12 protein-coding genes are annotated in these 18,058 nt (G+C 64.7%); 5 read left to right on the top strand and 7 right to left on the bottom strand.

Going from position 1 to position 18,058, the window contains the following annotated elements; all coding sequences use genetic code 11:
* Positions 1-74: 74 nt before the first annotated feature.
* Entirely contained in the window at positions 75-476 is a 402-nt protein-coding gene (locus tag BLW21_RS00490; protein WP_092736781.1) for a DUF3592 domain-containing protein, read from the top strand.
* Positions 477-485: 9 nt separating this feature from the next.
* Here the strand turns inward: BLW21_RS00490 and BLW21_RS00485 are convergent, their stop codons facing one another.
* From BLW21_RS00485 to BLW21_RS00475, 3 genes are all read right to left on the bottom strand, one after another.
* Complete coding sequence (locus tag BLW21_RS00485; protein ID WP_092736779.1) at positions 486-827, bottom strand: DUF5615 family PIN-like protein; 342 nt, start codon at positions 825-827, stop codon at positions 486-488.
* A 5-nt stretch (positions 828-832) separates the two neighbouring features.
* The gene (locus BLW21_RS00480; protein WP_245711764.1) at positions 833-1,066 is read right to left on the bottom strand and encodes a DUF433 domain-containing protein; all 234 of its coding nucleotides are present in this window, start codon (positions 1,064-1,066) and stop codon (positions 833-835) included.
* 164 nt (positions 1,067-1,230) lie between these two features.
* Positions 1,231-2,250 carry an SDR family oxidoreductase gene (locus BLW21_RS00475; RefSeq protein ID WP_092736775.1) on the bottom strand — a complete coding sequence of 340 codons (1,020 nt, stop codon included), beginning with the start codon at positions 2,248-2,250 and terminating at the stop codon, positions 1,231-1,233.
* 178 nt (positions 2,251-2,428) lie between these two features.
* Between BLW21_RS00475 and purU the strand changes: the two genes are divergently transcribed.
* Positions 2,429-3,262 carry a formyltetrahydrofolate deformylase gene (purU, locus tag BLW21_RS00470; protein WP_092736773.1) on the top strand — a complete coding sequence of 278 codons (834 nt, stop codon included), beginning with the start codon at positions 2,429-2,431 and terminating at the stop codon, positions 3,260-3,262.
* A 61-nt stretch (positions 3,263-3,323) separates the two neighbouring features.
* Positions 3,324-3,803, top strand: a complete 480-nt coding sequence (locus BLW21_RS00465; protein ID WP_092736771.1) for a DinB family protein — start codon at positions 3,324-3,326, stop codon at positions 3,801-3,803.
* Between the two features lie 118 nt (positions 3,804-3,921).
* Here BLW21_RS00465 and BLW21_RS00460 read toward each other — a convergent pair whose 3' ends face one another.
* Both BLW21_RS00460 and BLW21_RS00455 read right to left on the bottom strand, forming a co-directional pair.
* Positions 3,922-4,191, bottom strand: coding sequence for a hypothetical protein (locus BLW21_RS00460; RefSeq protein ID WP_092736769.1), 270 nt, complete (start codon positions 4,189-4,191; stop codon positions 3,922-3,924).
* A gap of 109 nt (positions 4,192-4,300) precedes the next feature.
* Positions 4,301-4,564 (bottom strand): hypothetical protein, encoded by a 264-nt coding sequence (locus BLW21_RS00455; RefSeq protein WP_092736767.1) that lies wholly within the window; start codon positions 4,562-4,564, stop codon positions 4,301-4,303.
* A 483-nt stretch (positions 4,565-5,047) separates the two neighbouring features.
* Between BLW21_RS00455 and BLW21_RS00450 the strand changes: the two genes are divergently transcribed.
* Positions 5,048-10,180 (top strand): FG-GAP-like repeat-containing protein, encoded by a 5,133-nt coding sequence (locus BLW21_RS00450; protein WP_092736765.1) that lies wholly within the window; start codon positions 5,048-5,050, stop codon positions 10,178-10,180.
* Positions 10,181-10,404: 224 nt separating this feature from the next.
* On the top strand, positions 10,405-14,637 hold the full coding sequence (locus tag BLW21_RS00445; RefSeq protein ID WP_175470802.1) for an FG-GAP-like repeat-containing protein: 4,233 nt from the start codon (positions 10,405-10,407) through the stop codon (positions 14,635-14,637).
* 258 nt (positions 14,638-14,895) lie between these two features.
* Here the strand turns inward: BLW21_RS00445 and BLW21_RS00440 are convergent, their stop codons facing one another.
* Both BLW21_RS00440 and msrB read right to left on the bottom strand, forming a co-directional pair.
* The gene (locus BLW21_RS00440) at positions 14,896-17,454 is read right to left on the bottom strand and encodes an excinuclease ABC subunit UvrA (RefSeq protein WP_092736761.1); all 2,559 of its coding nucleotides are present in this window, start codon (positions 17,452-17,454) and stop codon (positions 14,896-14,898) included.
* Positions 17,455-17,607: 153 nt separating this feature from the next.
* Complete coding sequence (msrB, locus tag BLW21_RS00435; protein ID WP_245711763.1) at positions 17,608-18,051, bottom strand: peptide-methionine (R)-S-oxide reductase MsrB; 444 nt, start codon at positions 18,049-18,051, stop codon at positions 17,608-17,610.
* Positions 18,052-18,058: the final 7 nt, after the last annotated feature.

The raw sequence follows: 18,058 nt of genomic DNA, 5'->3' as shown, positions 1-18,058 counted from the left end.
AATAGCTGGTCTAGTTTTGGGCTCTTTTCTTCTCTGGAAGTCGTTGGGTGCAGCGTAAATCAGGTATTTGTAGCATGACGACTAGTCAATTCATTCTTCTCCTTGTTGTGCTGGCAATTCCGGCGGCGATGGCCTACTCCGTCTATCGAAAAAAGCGCTGGTTTCAAACGCACGGTGTGCTGGCGACGGGTACGGTGCTAAAACTGGTCGAAGACGAAGCAGACAATGAGACGATGGCACACTATCCAGTAATTCGATTTTTTACTGAGCAGCACGGGTGGATAGTAGCACGTTACAGTGTTGACCGCTACCCGGCACGGTATCAGGCAAACCAATTGGTTCAGTTACGCTACGACCCCAGCTATCCGACAGTATTCCTTATTGGAGCCGAGCCATTCGGCGTAAGGGAATGGTGGCCCTATGCTCTCTTTGCCGCCATAATATGGTGCGGATTTTATGTGAGCCTCAACTACTAAAGAAAACAGCTACACAACCCGTAGCACCACAAACCCAAACTCCTGCTGCTCCCCCAGAAACTCGCGTAGCTGCGGCAGCCGGGCCAATAGGAACTCCGCGAGTCGGGCAACCGGCACCTGGGCATTCTGCACAGCGACCACGCGGGGCGGGAAGCCCTCGGCCAGTACCAGCCGCAAGAAATCCTCATCCTTGGTCAGCACGTCGTAGCCGTGCTGCCGGGCGTAGCGCCAGATGCTGGTGTCGGGGCTGCTATCTAGGTTAAGGTCGCGAACGTGCACCACGGCCGCGCAATGCGGGCGCAAATAAGCGACGAGCCGCCAAGAAATATTTTCATCCAGGAGCAGGCGCATACTTCTTAGGCTACTGCGAGTAGCACTATGCTTTCTTTATAAGCGGCGTACAGGAGGCAGGCGCGTACCTGCTCCGGCCCGATGGCTGGGAAGTCCTCAGCTATATCACTTGCGCTCATGCCGTTGGCCAGCATCTCTAGCACCTCGGCTACCGTCGTGCGCGTACCCTTCACGATGGGCTTGCCAAAGCGTACTTCTGGATTGAGCGCAATATGTTCGTGGATAATGGCGGAATTCATAATGGCAGGTTTGTAGAGGAGGGAGATAACGAAAGGTAACGAAAAAGGCCCCGCCGCAACAGCGTCGGGACCTTTTCATTACTAGCCTCCGCCCCCCTCCCAGAGGCTTCGCGCATCGAGCGAACCAAGGGCCGGCCCCGTGGGGACAGGGGGGGGTGAGGCCCCTACGGCGTGCCGTTGCCGCCCATGGCGCCGTATACCTGGCCGGTGGCGTAGCTGGCCTGGGGGTCGGCGAGCTGCACGTAGATGGAGCCCAACTCGGCTGGCTGGCCAGGGCGGCCCATGGGGGTTTTGCCACCGAACTTCTGCACGTCTTCCTGGGTGGCGCCGCCGCTTATCTGCAACGGCGTCCAGATGGGGCCGGGGGCCACGCCGTTGACGCGGATACCTTTGGGAGCCAGCTGCTTGGCCAGGCTGCGCACGTAGTTGGTAGTGGCCGCCTTGGTCTGGGCGTAGTCGTAGAGGTTGGCCGAGGGGTCGTTGGCCTGCTCCGAAGTCGAGCCGATGATGGACGAGCCGGGCTTGAGGTGGGGCAGCGCGGCCTTGATGATCCAGAACGGCGCGTAAATGTTGGTTTTCATCGTGGCATCGAAATCCTCGGTGCTCAGGTCCAGAATCGACTGGCGCTGCTGCTGCCGGCCGGCGTTGTTCACCACAATATCGAGGCCGCCGAGCTGGCGCACGGTTTCGGCCACCAACTTCTGGCAGAACGCCTCGTCGCGCAAGTCGCCCGGAATGGCCACGCCTTTCTGGCCGGCCTTTTTAATCAGCTCGATTACCTCGCGGGCATCGGCCTCTTCGGCGGGCAGGTAATTGATGGCCACATCGGCGCCTTCGCGGGCGTAGGCAATGGCGGCGGCGCGGCCCATGCCCGAGTCGCCGCCTGTAATCAGGGCGCGCAGGCCCTTCAGGCGGCCCGAGCCCTTGTAGCTCTGCTCGCCGTGGTCGGGGCGCGGGTCCATTTTGGAGGCCAGCCCCGGCCAGGGCTGCTCCTGGCTTTTGAAGGGCGGGCGCGGGTACTTGGTCAGCGGATTTTCGAGCGGTACGGCGGGCGCGGCGGCGGCCCCACCGCCACCTGTAGCGGCATCGGCGGCCAGCAGCGGCCCGGCGGCCACGGCCAGTCCGGCGGCGCCCAGGCCACTCACGGCCCGGCGGCGGCTGAGGTTGGTTTCGTTGTCAGTCATGAGTAGTAAGTTGAAAGAACAGTCAACCGCTTACGCAATAAACGGGGTCCGGCGTTGCTACGGCCGGGCTTACCGGCGCGGGGCCGGCCCGCCGCCCACTGCCCGCCAGTGTCACCCCATCTCCAGAATCTGCCCGGCAATGCCTAATCTTGCGGCCCCGCTGTTCCGGGTTTCGCTTATGATCCATTATCTACTGATTGATTGCCCCGACGAGCCCGGCCTCGTGTACCGCACCTCCGAAGTGCTCTTCCGCCACGGCCTCAACATTCTGCGCAACGGCGAGTTCGTGGAGCCCCACGACAGCCACTTCTTCATGCGCACCGAGTTTGAGGGCGACTGCGACCCGGCTGCCCTCATCCGCGACCTGCAGGCTGCGCTGCCGCCCACGGCCGTTGTCCGGCTGCGCAACGACCAGCCCCGCCGCATTGTGGTGCTGGCCACCCGCGAGCATCACTGCCTCTCCGAGTTGCTGGTGCGCCACTTTTTCGGGCAGCTACACGCCGAAATCCTGGGCGTCATCAGCAACCACGACAACCTGCGCACTATTACCGAGCGCCTCGATGTGCCCTACCACCACATCAGCGCCGAGGGCCTGAGCCGCGAGGCCCACGAGGCCGCCGTGCTGGCCCAGATTCAGCACTACGAGCCCGAATACGTAGTACTGGCCCGCTACATGCGCATTCTGTCGCCCGAGTTCGTGGCCCACTTCAGCGGCCACCTCATCAACATCCACCACAGCTTTTTGCCGGCCTTCATCGGGGCCAGCCCCTACGCCCAAGCCTACGAGCGGGGCGTAAAAAGCATCGGCGCCACCGCCCACTTCGTCACCGACCAGCTCGACCAGGGCCCCATCATCGCCCAAAGCGTCATCCCGACCGACCACACCCAGAGCGCCCGCGACATGGCCCAGGCCGGCCGCGACGTCGAAAAGCTCACCCTGGCCCGCGCCCTCACCCTGGTTTGCCGCGAGCAGGTATGCGTGCACCGCAACAAAACCATCGTCTTCGAATAGGCTGCGGCCGGCGGTTTGATAAGTCCGCTAGCCGGCAGATTTACCCCTTTTAGTTTCTCCCATGAACGCTACCACTTACCCCCGGCTGCTGGAGGAGCTGGAGTTTCTGCTGACTACTGGCAACGCCCACGTTTCGCTCGAAGATGCCTGCGTCGGCCTCACCCCAGCCCTCATCAACGCGCCCGCGCCCGGGCTGCCGCACACCATCTGGCAGCTGGCCGAGCACCTGCGCCTGGCCCAGTGGGATATCGTGGAGTTCTGCCTGAACCCGGCCCACGTCTCGCCCGAGTTTCCGGCCGGCTACTGGCCCGCTCCCACCCCACCCGCCGATGTGGCCCGGTGGCAAACCTGCCTCGCGCAGCTCGAAGCCGACCGCACCCGCTTCCTGGCCCACCTGCGCCGCGCCCCCGATTTGTTGGCGCCCCTGCCCCACGGCACGGGCCAGAGCCTGCTGCGCGAAGCCCTGCTCATTGCCGATCACAATGCCTACCACGTGGGCCAAATCGTGCTCGTGCGCCAGCTGCTGGGGGCTTGGGTGTGAGCCCGCCGGTCTGGCCTGGGCACGCCGCTGCCCGCCCCCAGCACCCAGGGAGCATTTTCGCCATAGCGAATGGATTAAGCCTGTGGCAACCCGACGCCCGACGCAAGCGGCCGGGATCTTACAGCCGCGAGTAGTGCTCGTCGATGGCCTTGTCCATGGCGGCCTTAAACGACAGCAGCAACTTGTCGCGCTCCACTTCCGGTAGCTGCTGCAGGGCCCGCTCGAAGGTCATGCGGTACACATGGGTCATGAAATCGGCCCCGTACATGGTAAAGAAACCGTCGTGAATCTTGTCGAAAGCCAGCTTTTCGGCCGATGAAATGGAGAGGGAAAGTGCCAGCCATTCCTTGGCGTTGTTGGCTAAGCTGAGTTGAAGGTCCTGATCCAAAGGAAGGAGTTGAGCAAGCTGAAAAGAATAGAAAAAACACCCCGGAGGCAGTAACGCGTCGGTGGCGCTCCGCCTGGCACTACTAGCCATTGGCAGCCGGCAGCTAAGGTCAGCCGGATACTTCGGCGGGCCAGTTTACCTGGCGCAGCAGCACTCGCAGTTCGGCTTCGGAAGCCACGCGGCCCTGGAAACAGTAGAGCATCTGGCCGTTTACGGCTTCGAGCAGCGTCATTTCGCCGTCGGCATAGAGCACCACGGTTTCCTGGCCGACTTCGCTGGGGCGGCTGTAGCGCACCTGCCCGGCCGGCGAGGCATTGCTTCGGAAGCCAAACTTTGCCAGCAATTCGGCCGGGGGTTGGTAAGAAGAATCCATGGAGAGAAAGCCCAGAAACGGAACGCGGGGCCGGAAGGCCGGGCGCTAAGCCACTACCGCAGTGCGCAAGGCAGCAAAAACAGCCGCACCCGCATCACCAAAGCCCCGTAAGTTCGTCATTTTCCAGCCAACTTCGGCCCCAAAGCTCCTCCTTAGCCCAGGCAGGATACCGCAGCCGGCAGCCGGCCAATACACGGGATAGATCAATTCCGGGAGCATACCAGCCATTGGTACCCTCCGGAACCGGGACAGAATCGGACAACCCAAGGCATCCCGAAGGCCAGCAAATACTTGCGAATACACCGCCTGTTGCCCGCGGTTGCCAACTTGAAATCTTCTATTTTTGTCGTTAGCCCCGCCTTTGATTTCGCTGCCTTATCCCAACGGCCACTACTTTCTAAGTCGATGATAAACAGGAATTTGAGGCGCTGAGTTGGGGTTACTAGCGCGGTCCTGTTATCTCTCCCTTATTTTCTACGATTTGTGCAAACCTCTACCCGTTTCTCTACCCTCCGCCGAGGCAATCCGGTAGCTTCCCCGCGCTTTTTAGCGCTGACTCTAGGCCTAAGTTTCGGCTATCTTCCCCTCGCGGCGCAGACGCTTCCGCCCGCGCCGCTGACCGTAACGAAGCTACGGCCGGCCGCCAACGCCATAGCCGCCGACCGCAACACGGCTGTTACCGTCGTCTTTTCGGGCAATCCCGCCCCGGCATCGGCTTCCCGACTAGCCGTTTACCCTACCCAGGGAGGACGCAAAGCGGGTAGCTACGTAGTTACCGACAGCCTGCTCAGGTTTACGCCCGCCGGGGCTTTCCGGCCCGGTGAGAAGATCTGGGTAACGGTGCCGCGCACTATTCAAGGTCCCGGTGGCAGCAGCATTCGGCCCTTCACTTACCCGTTCACAACGGCCGTGGGTGGCTCGGGGCGGGGCAATTTTCAGCCGGGTACTGAGGTGTACCGCCCGGGCCTGGGCGCGGGCCTGGCGTTGGGCGACGTGGATGGCGACGGCGACCTGGACCTGCTCACCAGCAACGCCGCCAGCAATACGGTGGATATTCTGCTGAACGGCGGCAACGCCAGCGGCTCAAGTACCGGCATCTTCAGCAATGGCAGCAGCGTACCCGTGGCCGGCCGGCCCGGCGCCCTGGCTTTGGCCGACGTGGATGGCGACGGCGACCTGGATTTGCTGGTAGCCACCAACAGCGGCACGGTAAGCATCCGGCTGAACGGCGGCGACGCCAGCGGCTCGAACACTGGCGTGTTCAGTGGCAACCACAGCGTGGCCATCCGAGGTATTGCGCAGGCGCTGGTGGTGGGCGACGTGGATGGCGACGGCGACCTGGACCTGCTGACGGCCAGCACCACCGACGGCCAGCTCAGCGTGCGCCTGAACGGGGGCAATGCCAGCGGCTCGAACACCGGCATTTTCAGCGGCACCCAAGCCTTCGCCGTGGCAGCCGAAACCTCGGCCCTGGCGCTGGCCGACATCGATGGCGACGGCGACTTGGATGTGCTGGGCACCAGCGCCAATGGCAACACCATCAACTTCGCGCTCAACGGCGGCGACGCCTCAGGCTCCAATACCGGGCTCTTCCTGGCAGGCCAGTCGGTGCCGGTGGGCCTGCGGCCGGCCGCGCTGGCTTTGGCCGATTTGAACGGTGACGGCACGCCCGACTTGGTAAGCGCCAACGCCGGCAGCGGCACGGTGAGCGTCCGCTTCAACGGTGGCAACGGCAACCCGGCCGGCTCGTTTGGCGGCGCGCAGGAAGTGGCCGTCGGGCCGACGCCCGGCGCCGTGCTGCTGGCCGACGTGGACGCCGACGGCGACCTGGACTTGGTGGTAACCGACACCAGCCCCGGCCCCGGCGGCACCGGCAGCCAGGTAACGGTGCGCCTGAATGGCGGCGATGGCAGCGGCTCGAACACCGGCATCTTCGGCGGTGGCTACACCAGCCCGGTGGGCCTGGGCCCGGCAGCGCTGGCCCTGGGCGACATCGATGGTGACCTGGACCTGGACCTGCTCACGGCCAGCCCGGGCACCGGCACGGTCAGCGTCCGTCTGAACCTGCCGCCCACGCCACTCATCAGCAGCTTCGCCCCGACCAGCGCGGTGGCGGGCAGCACGGTTACGCTGGTCGGCGACTTTCTGACCGGAGCCACCGTAGCGGTAGGCGGCGTGGCGGCAACCATTCTCACCAATTCAGGTACCCGCCTCACGTTCGTGGTACCGGCCGGCGCTTCGCCGGGGCCGGTAGTGGTTACCAATATTTTCGGCAGCTCCAGCAGCACCGCGTTTACAGTCCTGCTCCGGGTTACGGCCACCGCGCCGGACCCTAATGCCCTGAACGTGCCCCGTAGCGGCAGCAGCGTGCGTGTGAGTTTTACCGAACCACTCCGGACTGCGCCCGCGCCACCGCTGCCCGTTTTTTCGGCGCAGGCCGGCGGCCGCAAGGCGGGCACGGTTAGCGTGCAGGGCAACACGGCCAGCTTTGCCCCTGCCACCGGCTTTCTACCCGGCGAAGTAGTGAACGTAACCGTACCCGCGCAGGTGCTGAGCGCGGGCGGCCTTGGCGCTACGCCCCGGGTGCTGCAGTTCACGACGGCGACGGGCGGAACCGGCCAGGCCAATTTCCAGCCCGGGGCCGACCCGGTCGTCGGCTCTCCGTCGCCTTACCAGGTAGCACTGGCCGATGTAGATGGCGACGGCGACCTGGACCTGATTACGGGCTTTTCGGGCGCGGGCTCTGCCGGTTCGCTGAGCGTACTACGCAACGCGGGCCAGGGCACGTTCAGCGGCCTGCCGGCCTTCTTCGAGGTGGGCGGCAACAACCCCGACGTGCGGGGCGTAACGGCCGGCGACGTGGACGGCGACGGCGACCTGGACCTGGTGACGGCCAACTTTGGCCGCAGCGACGTAACCACCCTGCTCAATGATGGCACCGGCAGCTTTTTCCCGCAAAGTATCGCGCCCGTGGGCGGCTCGCCCTACCGCCTGGCCCTGGCCGACATCGACGGTGACGGCGACCTAGATTTACTGACCGCTAATTTTGGCCCCAATAACCTGGGCAACACGGTTTCGGTGCGGCTCAATGATGGCCGGGGAATCTTCCGGGGCACCACGGAGCTACCACTGGGGGCGAGTATTTCCGGACTGGCCGTGGCCGATGTCGACAACGACGGCGACTTGGACCTGGTGGCTTCGGTGTTCGGGGAAGACCGGGTGGCCATCCGCCTCAACGACGGCACCGGCGCGTTCAGCGGGACGGCCAGCGTAGCCGTAGGGCCAGGACCGTACAGCGTAGCGCTGGCCGACGTGAATGCCGACGGATTCGTGGATTTGCTCACGGCCAACCTCGGCGGCCTCGCGGCGGGTACTACCGCTTCCGTGCGGCTCAACGATGGGCGCGGCACGTTTGGCGGCGGCTCGGAGGTGGGGGTGGGCACGGCCCCCAGTACCGTGCTCGCGGCCGATATGGATGGCGACGGCGACCTGGATTTGCTGACGGCCAACTACGGCAGCAATACGGTTTCGGTGCGCCTCAACAACGGCCAGGGCATTTTCAGCGGCGGCTCCGACCCCACCGTGGACACGAGCACCTACACTAGGGCCGGCTCGTTCAGCCTGGCCGTGGGCGACCTCGACGGCGACGGTGACCTCGACCTGGCCGCCGCCAACTCCGGCAACGCAACCAGCAGCACGGTCAGCATCCGCTTCAACCAGCCGGCCCCGCCAGTGGTGCTCGGCTTTACGCCCCCCAGCGGCGGGGCCGGCACCGTCGTCACCATTACCGGGGCCCATTTCACGGGAACTACCGGGGTAGCCTTCAATGGTGTTGCGGCGGCTTTCACCCTGGTATCGGCCACGCAGCTTACAGCTACCGTACCGGCCACGGCCAGCACGGGCCCGATTACGGTGACCAGCCCGGCCGGCAGCGGCCGCAGCCCGCAGGATTTTGAAGTCGTGGGCTCCTTCACGCTCAGTTCGGTGCTGCCCGTGCGCAACCAGCGCAACGCCCTGCTGGTCAGCCCGGTGGTTTTCCAGTTCAACCAACCCATCAGCAGTACCGGCGTGGCGGCGGCCCTGAGCGTGGTGAGTTCGCAGGCCGGCGGCCGCAAGACCGGGACCCTGACCGTGAGCGGCGACCAACTGACCTTCGTGCCAGCGATGCCCTTCAAGCCGGGCGAAACCGTTACGGCGAGCCTGACTGCGGCCGTGCAGAGTGCCGGCGGGCGGGCCCTGAGCGCGGGCCACGTGTTTCAGTTTACTACGGCCGCCGGGGCAGCCTCGGGGCAGTTTCCAGCCCTGAGGCAGGTGGCCAGTGTGGGGCTGAACCCCCTGGCCGCCGCCGCCGCCGACCTGAACGGCGACGGCACCCTCGATGTGGTTACGCTCAACCCGGGGGGGCGGTCGTTTTCGGTGCGCTTCAACGATGGCCGCGGCCAGTTCAGCGGTACCACCAACTTGTCGGTCGGTTCGGATATGCTGGCCTTCGCGGTACTGGACATGGATAAAGATGGCGACCTGGACCTGCTGACGACCGACGGCCGACTGCTGATCCTCAAGCTCAATTCCGGAACGGGCACTTTCGTGGATGGCGGCTTCCGGCCGATTCAAACCACCATCACCGACCAGATTTATTCGCTGGTAGTCGGCGACATAAACGCCGATGGCTACCCCGACCTGCTGCTGCCCGATGGAATTAACAGCGCAGTATGGGTGCTGCTCAACAACCGGGCGGGGGGCTTTACCAACCGCGGCACTTTTGGGGTGGGCAATGGCCAGCAGTATTTTTCGCAGCCTTATCAACTAGCTTTGGCCGACGTGGATGCCGATGGTGACCTGGACTGCATCAGCCTGAATGGCAACCCCAGCGGGCTGGCCGTGCGCCTTAACGATGGGACCGGCCAGTTCAGCGGCACGCATTACATGGCGCTCAACGGCAACAGCAGCCTAGCTGTGGCCGATGTGAACGGGGACAATGTACCCGACGCGCTGGTGGGCGCCAACGGCACGGTACAAACCCTGCTGGGCACCGGCCGGGGCACTTTCACGGTCGGTTCCAGCGTGAGCGTGGGCAACTTTCCGCGCACGATGGCCACGGGCGACGTGGACGGCGACGGCGACCTGGACCTGGTAACCAGCAACTCCGACGGCTACTCGCTTTCCGTGCGCCTCAACGATGGCACCGGCCGGTTCAGTGGCACTGCCAGCATTGCGACGGACCAAAACCCTATCGGCGTGGTTTTGGCCGACCTCGACGGCGACCTGGACCTGGACCTGCTTATGTGCCAGTCTACTGACAGCAATGTGCGGATCAGCCTGAATCCCGGCGTTATCACGACCACCACGGCGTCCGATTTCACTGCCGCGGTGCGCCTTTTCCCGAACCCGGCCAGCCAGCGGTTCAGCCTCACGCTGCCGGCCCGGCCCCAGCCGGCCCCGCTCCGCCTCACGCTGCGCGACAACCTGGGCCGGGTAGTACGGAGCCAGCAGCTCCGCCTGCCCGCCACCGAGGCCACGGCGGAATTTGATGCAGCCGGCCTGGCGCCTGGCATGTACCTGCTCCAGGGCACCATCGGCAGCCAAAGCTTCAGCCGGCGCGTGGTGCTTGAGTAGGCCCGGCTGAGGTTTATCTCTTTCTTGGCCGTGCGCCATGCCGACCCAAAAGCTCACCCTCTTTTTTTACGATCAAGTTGGTTTTACCCCGGGTGGCTACCATCCGTTTCAACAAGCAAGCTGCTTAGCTTAATGCGGCTTGGATTCGCTACTATTTTCCGTTCGCTACGGCAGCGTGGCACTCCGCTTAGCCCCCTATTCCTCCGCTATTTCCGCTTATGTCAATGAAAACAAGTCTACTTGCGCTGCTCTGGGGTTTGGGGCTGAATCTGCTGGCCTTCGGTGGCCACGCCCAACCAACTGTGCTGGCAGTTTCTCCCGTGGCCAACACGCTTAGTGCGTCCCGGCAAAGCACGGTAAGTGCCACGCTTAGCGAGGTGCTGGCCCCCGCAAGCACGGGGGCGTTACTGGTGCACAGCAGCCGGCGCGGGGGGCTGCGTAGCGGCTCCAGCGGCACTACCACCGTTAGCGGCAACACCGTGGTCTTTGCCCCCACTTACGCCTGGCAACCCGGCGAAACCGTGCGGGCCACCCTAACAACTGGCCTCCGCAACCCGGCTGGCCAGGCGCTAAGTACGCCGCGGGTGTTCGAGTTTACAACGGCCACGGGCGGTACGGGCCGCAGTAATTTCCTGCCCGCGGCCGCCGTCCCCGATGTGGCCGTAGCCGCTTCGGCCCGCGATGTAATGCTGGGCGACATCGACGGCGACGGCGACCTGGATTTGGTTACGCCCAGCCCCAACTTCACCGGTCCGGGCACAGTTAGTGTAAGGTTAAACAACGGCAGCGGCATTTTTGCAGCGCCCGCCACCAATGCCGAAGTGGCAGTGGGCCAGTACTGCCTGCGGGCAGCGTTGGGCGACGTAGACGGCGACGGCGACCTGGACCTGCTCACGGCCAACGCCAACTACAACGGTCCGGGCAGCGTCAGCGTCCGCCTCAACAATGGCCGCGGCTCTTTCAGCGCGCCGGCCGCCAACGCCGAAGTGGCAGTAGGCAACCACCCCGTGCACCTGTCCCTGGGCGACGTAGACGGCGACGGCGACCTGGACCTGGTAACGGCCAACGAAACCGGCTCGGTAAGCATCCGGCTTAACAACGGCAGCGGGCGCTTCATTCCGCCGGCCCTCAACCCCGACCCCCAGTTGGGCAACACCATCAAGTTTGTGGCGCTGGGCGACCTGGACGGCGACGGCGACCTGGACATCGTGGCCGCCAATTACGGGGCGTTGCCTTCTTTGGTGAACGTGCTGCTCAATACGGGGCAGCAAACGGCTAATTTTCAGCTGCCCGCCACCAACGGCGCTATCCGGGTGGGGCTGAACCCAGTCAGCCTGGCGCTGGGCGATGTGGACGCCGACGGCGACCTGGACCTGGTAGTGGGCACCAACGACGGCGGCCCCGGACAGCTCAACGTGCGCCTCAACAACGGTGATGCCAGCTTCAGTAACGGCCCCAACGCCTATGTGGGCAACGCCTACAGCCTGTTGCTGGGCGACGTGGACGCTGACGGCGACCTGGACGTGGTGGCGTCGGCCGGCTCGCTCAACTCGGTTAACGTGCGCGTTAATATGGGCAACGGTACCTTCGAGGCCCCGCCAACCACCCCCAATGTGGCCATCGGCGAATTTGTAACGGGTGCAGCCCTGGGCGACGTGGATGGCGACGGTGACCTGGACATCGTCAGCACCAGCTCCGGCAGTATGGTCAGCGTCCGGTTCAACCAGCCCACCGATGCGTTACCGGCGCCCACCATTACCGCCTTCAGCCCCACCAGCGGGCTGGTAGGCACCGAGGTAACCGTGTTGGGTACCACGTTTACCAGCGCCACCACCGTGCTGTTCAATGGCGTGGTAGCGGCTCAAGTAACGGTTGCGGCGGCCACGCGGCTTACGGCTACTGTGCCGTCCGGGGCCACCACCGGCCCCATCACAGTGCGCACGCCCAACGGCGAAGCCGTAAGTACCACTTCGTTTTTCGTTTTGGCCCCGCCCACGCTGCCTACATTGGTCGTGGCCGGCTTGAATCCGGCCCGCAACCAGCCCAACGCGCCCCGGACCGGTGGCGTGGCCGTTACGTTTTCGTCGCCCATGCAGGATGTTGCCGCCACCCGCCAGGCCCTGCGGGTGAGCAGTGCCCAGCGCGGGGGCTGGCTGACGGGCACAGCCAGCGTGAGTGGCAGCACGCTCCGCTTGCAGCCAAAATACGCGTTCATGCCCGGCGAGAAGCTGTTTGCTACCGTGTTGCGCGGTCCCCGTAGCGTAACCGATACGTTGTTTCGGCGGCCCTACGTGTATCAGTTCCACGCGGCCACTTCGGGCGCGGGCCGCAGCTACCTGCGCCCCGGCTCCGAGGTAGCCGTGGGCTACTACCCCAGCAGCGTGGCTTTGGCTGATGTGGATGGCGACGGCGACCTGGATATGGTTACGACCAACCAATATGCCGCCACGGTGAGCGTACGCCTGAACGGGGGCGACGCCTCGGGCTCCAACACCGGCCATTTTTCGGGTGGGCAAGATATTGAAACGACCAAAGGGCCGCGTCAGGTGCATATGGCCGACGTGGATGGCGACGGCGACCTGGATATGGTGCTGGCCTGCGAGGGCTACACCGGCGGCCAGGTGAGCGTGCGCCTGAACGGGGGCGACGCCTCGGGCTCCAATACCGGCCGGTTCTCGGGCGGCAACGATATCCGCGACCTCTCCAGCCCCTACAACCTGGCGCTGGGCGACATCGACGGCGACGGCGACCTGGATATGGTAACGGCCGACCGGAGCCTGGGCTACATCCACGTAACTGGCAACGGGGGGACGGGTCTTTTTGGCGTCAGCTACCGGATTCCGGCCGGGCGCGACCCCAGCGGCGTGGCCCTGGGCGACGTGGACGGCGACGGCGACCTGGACCTTGTATTCGCCAGCGGCGGTGACGGCACCGTGCGCATCTGCCTCAACGAAGGCAACGAAAGGGGCGGCTACGGGGGGCGCTTCAACCCCCAACCCGCGCAGGAGCTGCTGACCGGCAACACCCCCGCCAACCTGCTGCTGGCCGACATCGACGGCGACGGCGACCTGGACTTGCTGGTGGGCAACGAGCAAGACGGCGTGAGCAAGGTGCTGGTGTACCGCAACACCGGCGCAACTGCGGGCAGCGGCACGCCCCTATTTGGGCCGGCTACCGGCGTGGCAGTGGCCGGCACGCCCCGCCGCATTGCCCTGGCCGACCTCGATGCCGATGGCGACCTGGACCTGGCCATCACCTACGGCAGCATCAGCACCTCGGTGAGCGTGCGGCTGAACGGGGGCGATAATTCGGGCTCCAATACCGGCGTTTTTTCGGGTGAAGGCAACTACGAAGTCGGCATCTCGCCCCAGGGCCTGGCGCTGGGCGACGTGGATGGCGACGGCGACGTGGATGTGCTGACCGTGGGCCAGGGCAACAGCGCGGTCAGTGTCCGCCTCAACACCGATGGCGGCGGCGTGCTAAGCAGCTCGGCAACGACGGTTTGCGCGGGCTCCAACCAAGGCACGCTTACGCTACGCTACGCCGTGGGCACGGTGCTCGGCTACCAGGCCAACACGGGTTCCGGCTACACTAACCTGGCCGGCACCGACCTGGCCTTTGCGTTTGCCAACCTCTCCGCCACCACTACCTTCCGCGCCGTGCTGCGCAACCCGGCCAACGAAATCGTGTATTCCGAGCCGGTAACCGTTATGGTGCTGCCGCTGCCCGTGGTGGCATTAGCGGCGGCGGGTCCGGCTACGGTTTGCGCCGGCACTTCGGTTCGGCTTACCACCACCACCGATGCGCCGGGCTACACCTACCAGTTTCTGCGCGACGGGCAGCCGATTGCCAGCGCTACGGCCACCATTTACGCGGCTACCGCCAGCGGTTCCTACACGGTTCGGGTTACCAACTCCACCGGCTGCAGCACGGTTTCGGAGGCGGTAGTCGTGCGCATAAACCCCGTTCCGGTCCGCCCAACGGTATCGGTGAGCTACGCACCGGGTCCGGTTTTAACCAGCAGCGCCCCAGTTGGCAACCAATGGTACCTGAACGGAACGGCGCTGCCCGGTGCTACGGCCAATACCCTGGCCACCGACCCCAATGCGGCCCAGGGTAGCTACACGGTCATCACAACCTCGGACCAGGGTTGCGCTTCGCAGCCTTCACTGCCGCTGGTTATCACCACAACCCGTTCTTCATCGGCACCTACTGCCCTGCAGGTGTATCCTAACCCCACGCCCGATGGCCGCCTGACCGTATTACTGCCGAACAAGCGCGGACAGCCCACCATGCTTCATCTGTATAATATGACCGGCCAGCTCCTGCTTTCCCGCACCGTACTGTCCGCCGATAACCAGATATTGCTGGATATCCGCACGCTCCCGGCCGGGGCCTACCTGTTGCGGTCAATTACCCCGCAAGGTTCCGAAAGCCGCTTGCTTATCAGGAACTGATTTTGGCAGATGCGCTGCCGAAGTGATTTTACGGCCTGAAAAAAGATCAGGAGCCAAACGAGCGAGTACCCCGAAAATATGCTCCGGGATACTCGCTCGTTTGGCTCCTGCTACTTCACATAGCTTCCTTAAAAAGCTCGTGCATCAGAGCCGCTGAAACATTCCCGGAAGCCAGCCAGCCAGCCCGAGAGTCACGCTTGTCCGGCTGACGTTCTAATAGTTCCGGTCAATATTACCCGGAGCAGAAGCGGCAATTTACTACCCCATAAACCGCCGCAGGTAAGGGGCCGTTTTGCTGGCCTTCGCCTTGGCTACCGTAGCCGGCGGGCCTTCGGCTACTACCTGGCCGCCCTCGTCGCCGGCACCGGGGCCCATGTCCATCACCCAGTCGGAGGCGGCTACTACGCGCATGTCGTGCTCCACTACCACCACGGTGTTGCCGGCCGTTACCAGCGCCTGCAGCTGCACAAGCAGGCGCTCCACATCGGCGGGGTGCAGGCCAGTGGTGGGCTCATCGAGCACGTAGAGCGTGTGGCCGCGGGCGGGGCGCTGCAGCTCGGTGGCCAGCTTGATGCGCTGGGCCTCGCCCCCGCTCAGTTCGGTGGCCGGCTGGCCCAAGCGCAGGTAGCCCAGGCCCACTTCACGCAGCACCGTCAGGGCCCGATGGATGGGCGGCTCGTCGGCGAAAAATTCGCTGGCCGCGTCCACCGTCGTGCCCAGCACCTGGGCAATATTCTGGCCGTTGTACTCAATTTCGAGGGTTTTATCGTTGTAGCGGGTGCCGTGGCAGACGGGGCAGGGCGCGTAGACGCTGGGCAGAAACAGCAGCTCCACCATCACGAAGCCTTCGCCCTGGCAGTTGGGGCAGCGGCCTTTCTTCACGTTGAAGGAGAACTGGCCGGCATCGTAGCGGCGCTTGCGGGCCTCGGGCGTGGCCGCAAACAGCCGCCGCACATGGTCGAACAGGCCGGTATAAGTGGCCATGTTCGAGCGGGGCGTGCGGCCGATGGGCTTCTGGTCTACCTGTACCAGCCGCGTCAGCGGGGCCGCATCGGGCGAGAAGCTGAACGCCAACGCCCCGCTCCCTTGGTCGCGGTCGTCGCCTTCGGCCGCCAGCAGCTCATCGGCCGTTTCCGGCTCGTCCTCCGTTGGGGCCTTTTCGCGCGGGCTCCTCACTTCCAGCTTCAGCAGCTGGCTTACCAAACTCGATTTGCCCGAGCCCGAAACGCCCGTTACGGTCGTGAGGACGCCCAGTGGGAAGCGCACGGTGAGGTCGTGCAGGTTGTGGCGCGTGATGCCGGCCAACTCCAGCCAGCCGGCCGGCTCGCGGGGTTCGGCGGTGGCCGGGCGGCCTGCTTGCGGCGGGAACAGGAAGCGGCGCGTGTGCGAGGCTTCCACCTGCTTCAACCCTTCGGGCGGGCCGCTGTACAGGATTTGGCCACCCTGCTCACCAGCCTGGGGGCCCACATCCACCAGCCAATCAGCCCGGCGCACCACGTCGAGGTTGTGTTCGACTACGAACAGCGAGTTGCCCGCGCTGCGCAGGCTGGCCAGGGCCGTGAGCAGCGCCTCGGTATCGGCCGGATGCAGGCCCGCCGAGGGCTCATCGAGCACGTACACTACCCCGAACAGATTGGAGTAGAGCTGGGTAGCCAGCCGCAGCCGCTGTAATTCGCCCGGCGAAAGACTGGGCGTGCTTCTTTCCAGGGATAAATAGCCCAGGCCCAGATCGAGCAGTACTGCCAGCCGGGCCCGCAGGTCTTCGGCAATGCGGCGGGCGGCTTCTACCTGGGCCGGGTCGTGGGCGGCGTGCTGGGCGTGGCGGGTTTCGGTGCCGGCCTCGTAGGGCTGCAGTAGGGCCGCCACTTGCTTGAGTGGCAGGGCGGAGAAGTCGGCAATATCGAGGCCCGCAAATGTCACGCTGAGCGACTCGCGGCGCAGGCGCTTGCCGTGGCAGGTGGGGCAGGCGGTGCTCAGCATATACTGCTGCACCCGCTTTTTCATCTGGGCACTCTGGGTGTTGGAAAACGTGTAGAGCACGTGCCGCCGGGCGCTGCTGAAGGTACCCATATAGTTGGGCTCCTGCTTCCGCTGCACGGCCCGCTGGGTTTGCTCGGGCGAGTAGCCAGGGTACACGGGCACCACCGGCTGCTCGTCGGTGAACAGAATCCAGTCGCGCTGCTTTTGCGGGAGGTCCTGCCAGGGCGTGTCCACGTCGTAGCCCAGCGTCACGAGGATGTCGCGCTGGTTCTGGCCGCCCCAGGCCTGGGGCCAGGCGGCAATGGCCCGCTCGCGAATCGTCAGCGTAGGGTCGGGCACCATGCTCTGCTCCGTCACTTCGTACACGCGGCCCAGCCCGTGGCAGGTGGGGCAGGCACCCTCGGGCGTGTTGGCCGAAAACGCCTCGGCGTAGATGATACTTTGCCCCTTAGGATAGTCGCCGGCCCGCGAATATAGCATGCGCACCAGGTTGGAAAGCGTAGTCACCGAGCCCACCGACGAGCGCGTAGTGGGCGTGCCGCGCTGCTGCTGCAGGGCCACGGCCGGCGGCAGGCCCTCAATGGAATCCACCTCGGGCACGGCCATCTGATGAAACAGCCGCCGCGCATACGGCGACACCGACTCGAGGTAGCGCCGCTGGGCCTCAGCGTATAAGGTACCAAACGCCAGGCTACTTTTGCCTGAGCCCGACACGCCGGTAAACACCACCAGCGCATCGCGGGGTACATCAACGTCCACGTTTTTCAGGTTGTGTTCCCGGGCACCGCGCACTTGCACGAAGCCAGTAGTTGACTGTTCAGCTTTCCATTCCGACATACATACTGCGTAAAGTAGAATCCAGCAATACGCGGAATTGGCCTTTTCCGCCGAATAGAACGAGCTTCACAGGTTGTAGCGACGCGTATTTGCATCTGGTCGTTAGATGAAACCGGGCTGACGGAGCGGATGACCAGACGCGAATACGCGTTGTCACCCCGCTTTCAATAGTAAGCTGGCCGAGTTGATGCAAAACCGCAGCCCGGCCGGCGCGGGCCCGTCGGCCGATACGTGGCCCAGGTGCCCGGCGCAGACGTTGCAGCGCACTTCTATGCGCTGCATGTGGTGGCTGTCGTCGGAGTGGAAGCTGAGGGTGGCCCGGCTGGCGGGCTGGGTGAAGCTGGGCCAGCCGGAAATGGCGTGGTACTTGGTGGCCGAATCGAACAGCAGCTGCCCGCAGCCGGCGCAGCAGTAGCAGCCCGGCGCGTAGCTGCGGCAGAATTCATTGCGGTAAGCCGCCTCGGTTTCGGCCAGGCGCAACACCCGAAACTGCAGCGCCGTTAGCCGGTCAGCCCATGCAGCCTCCGGCAGCTCCAGGCGGCGCACGGGTTCAGGATTGCCATAGCGGGCATACGTCAGCACGTCGCGCCAGCGCAAACACGGT

Origin of the sequence: Hymenobacter psychrophilus (genome assembly GCF_900107135.1) — a bacterium.
Taxonomy (GTDB): domain Bacteria; phylum Bacteroidota; class Bacteroidia; order Cytophagales; family Hymenobacteraceae; genus Hymenobacter; species Hymenobacter psychrophilus.
The sequence above is the reverse complement of the archived record's forward strand: the minus strand, read 5'-3'. Positions and strand labels throughout refer to the sequence as shown.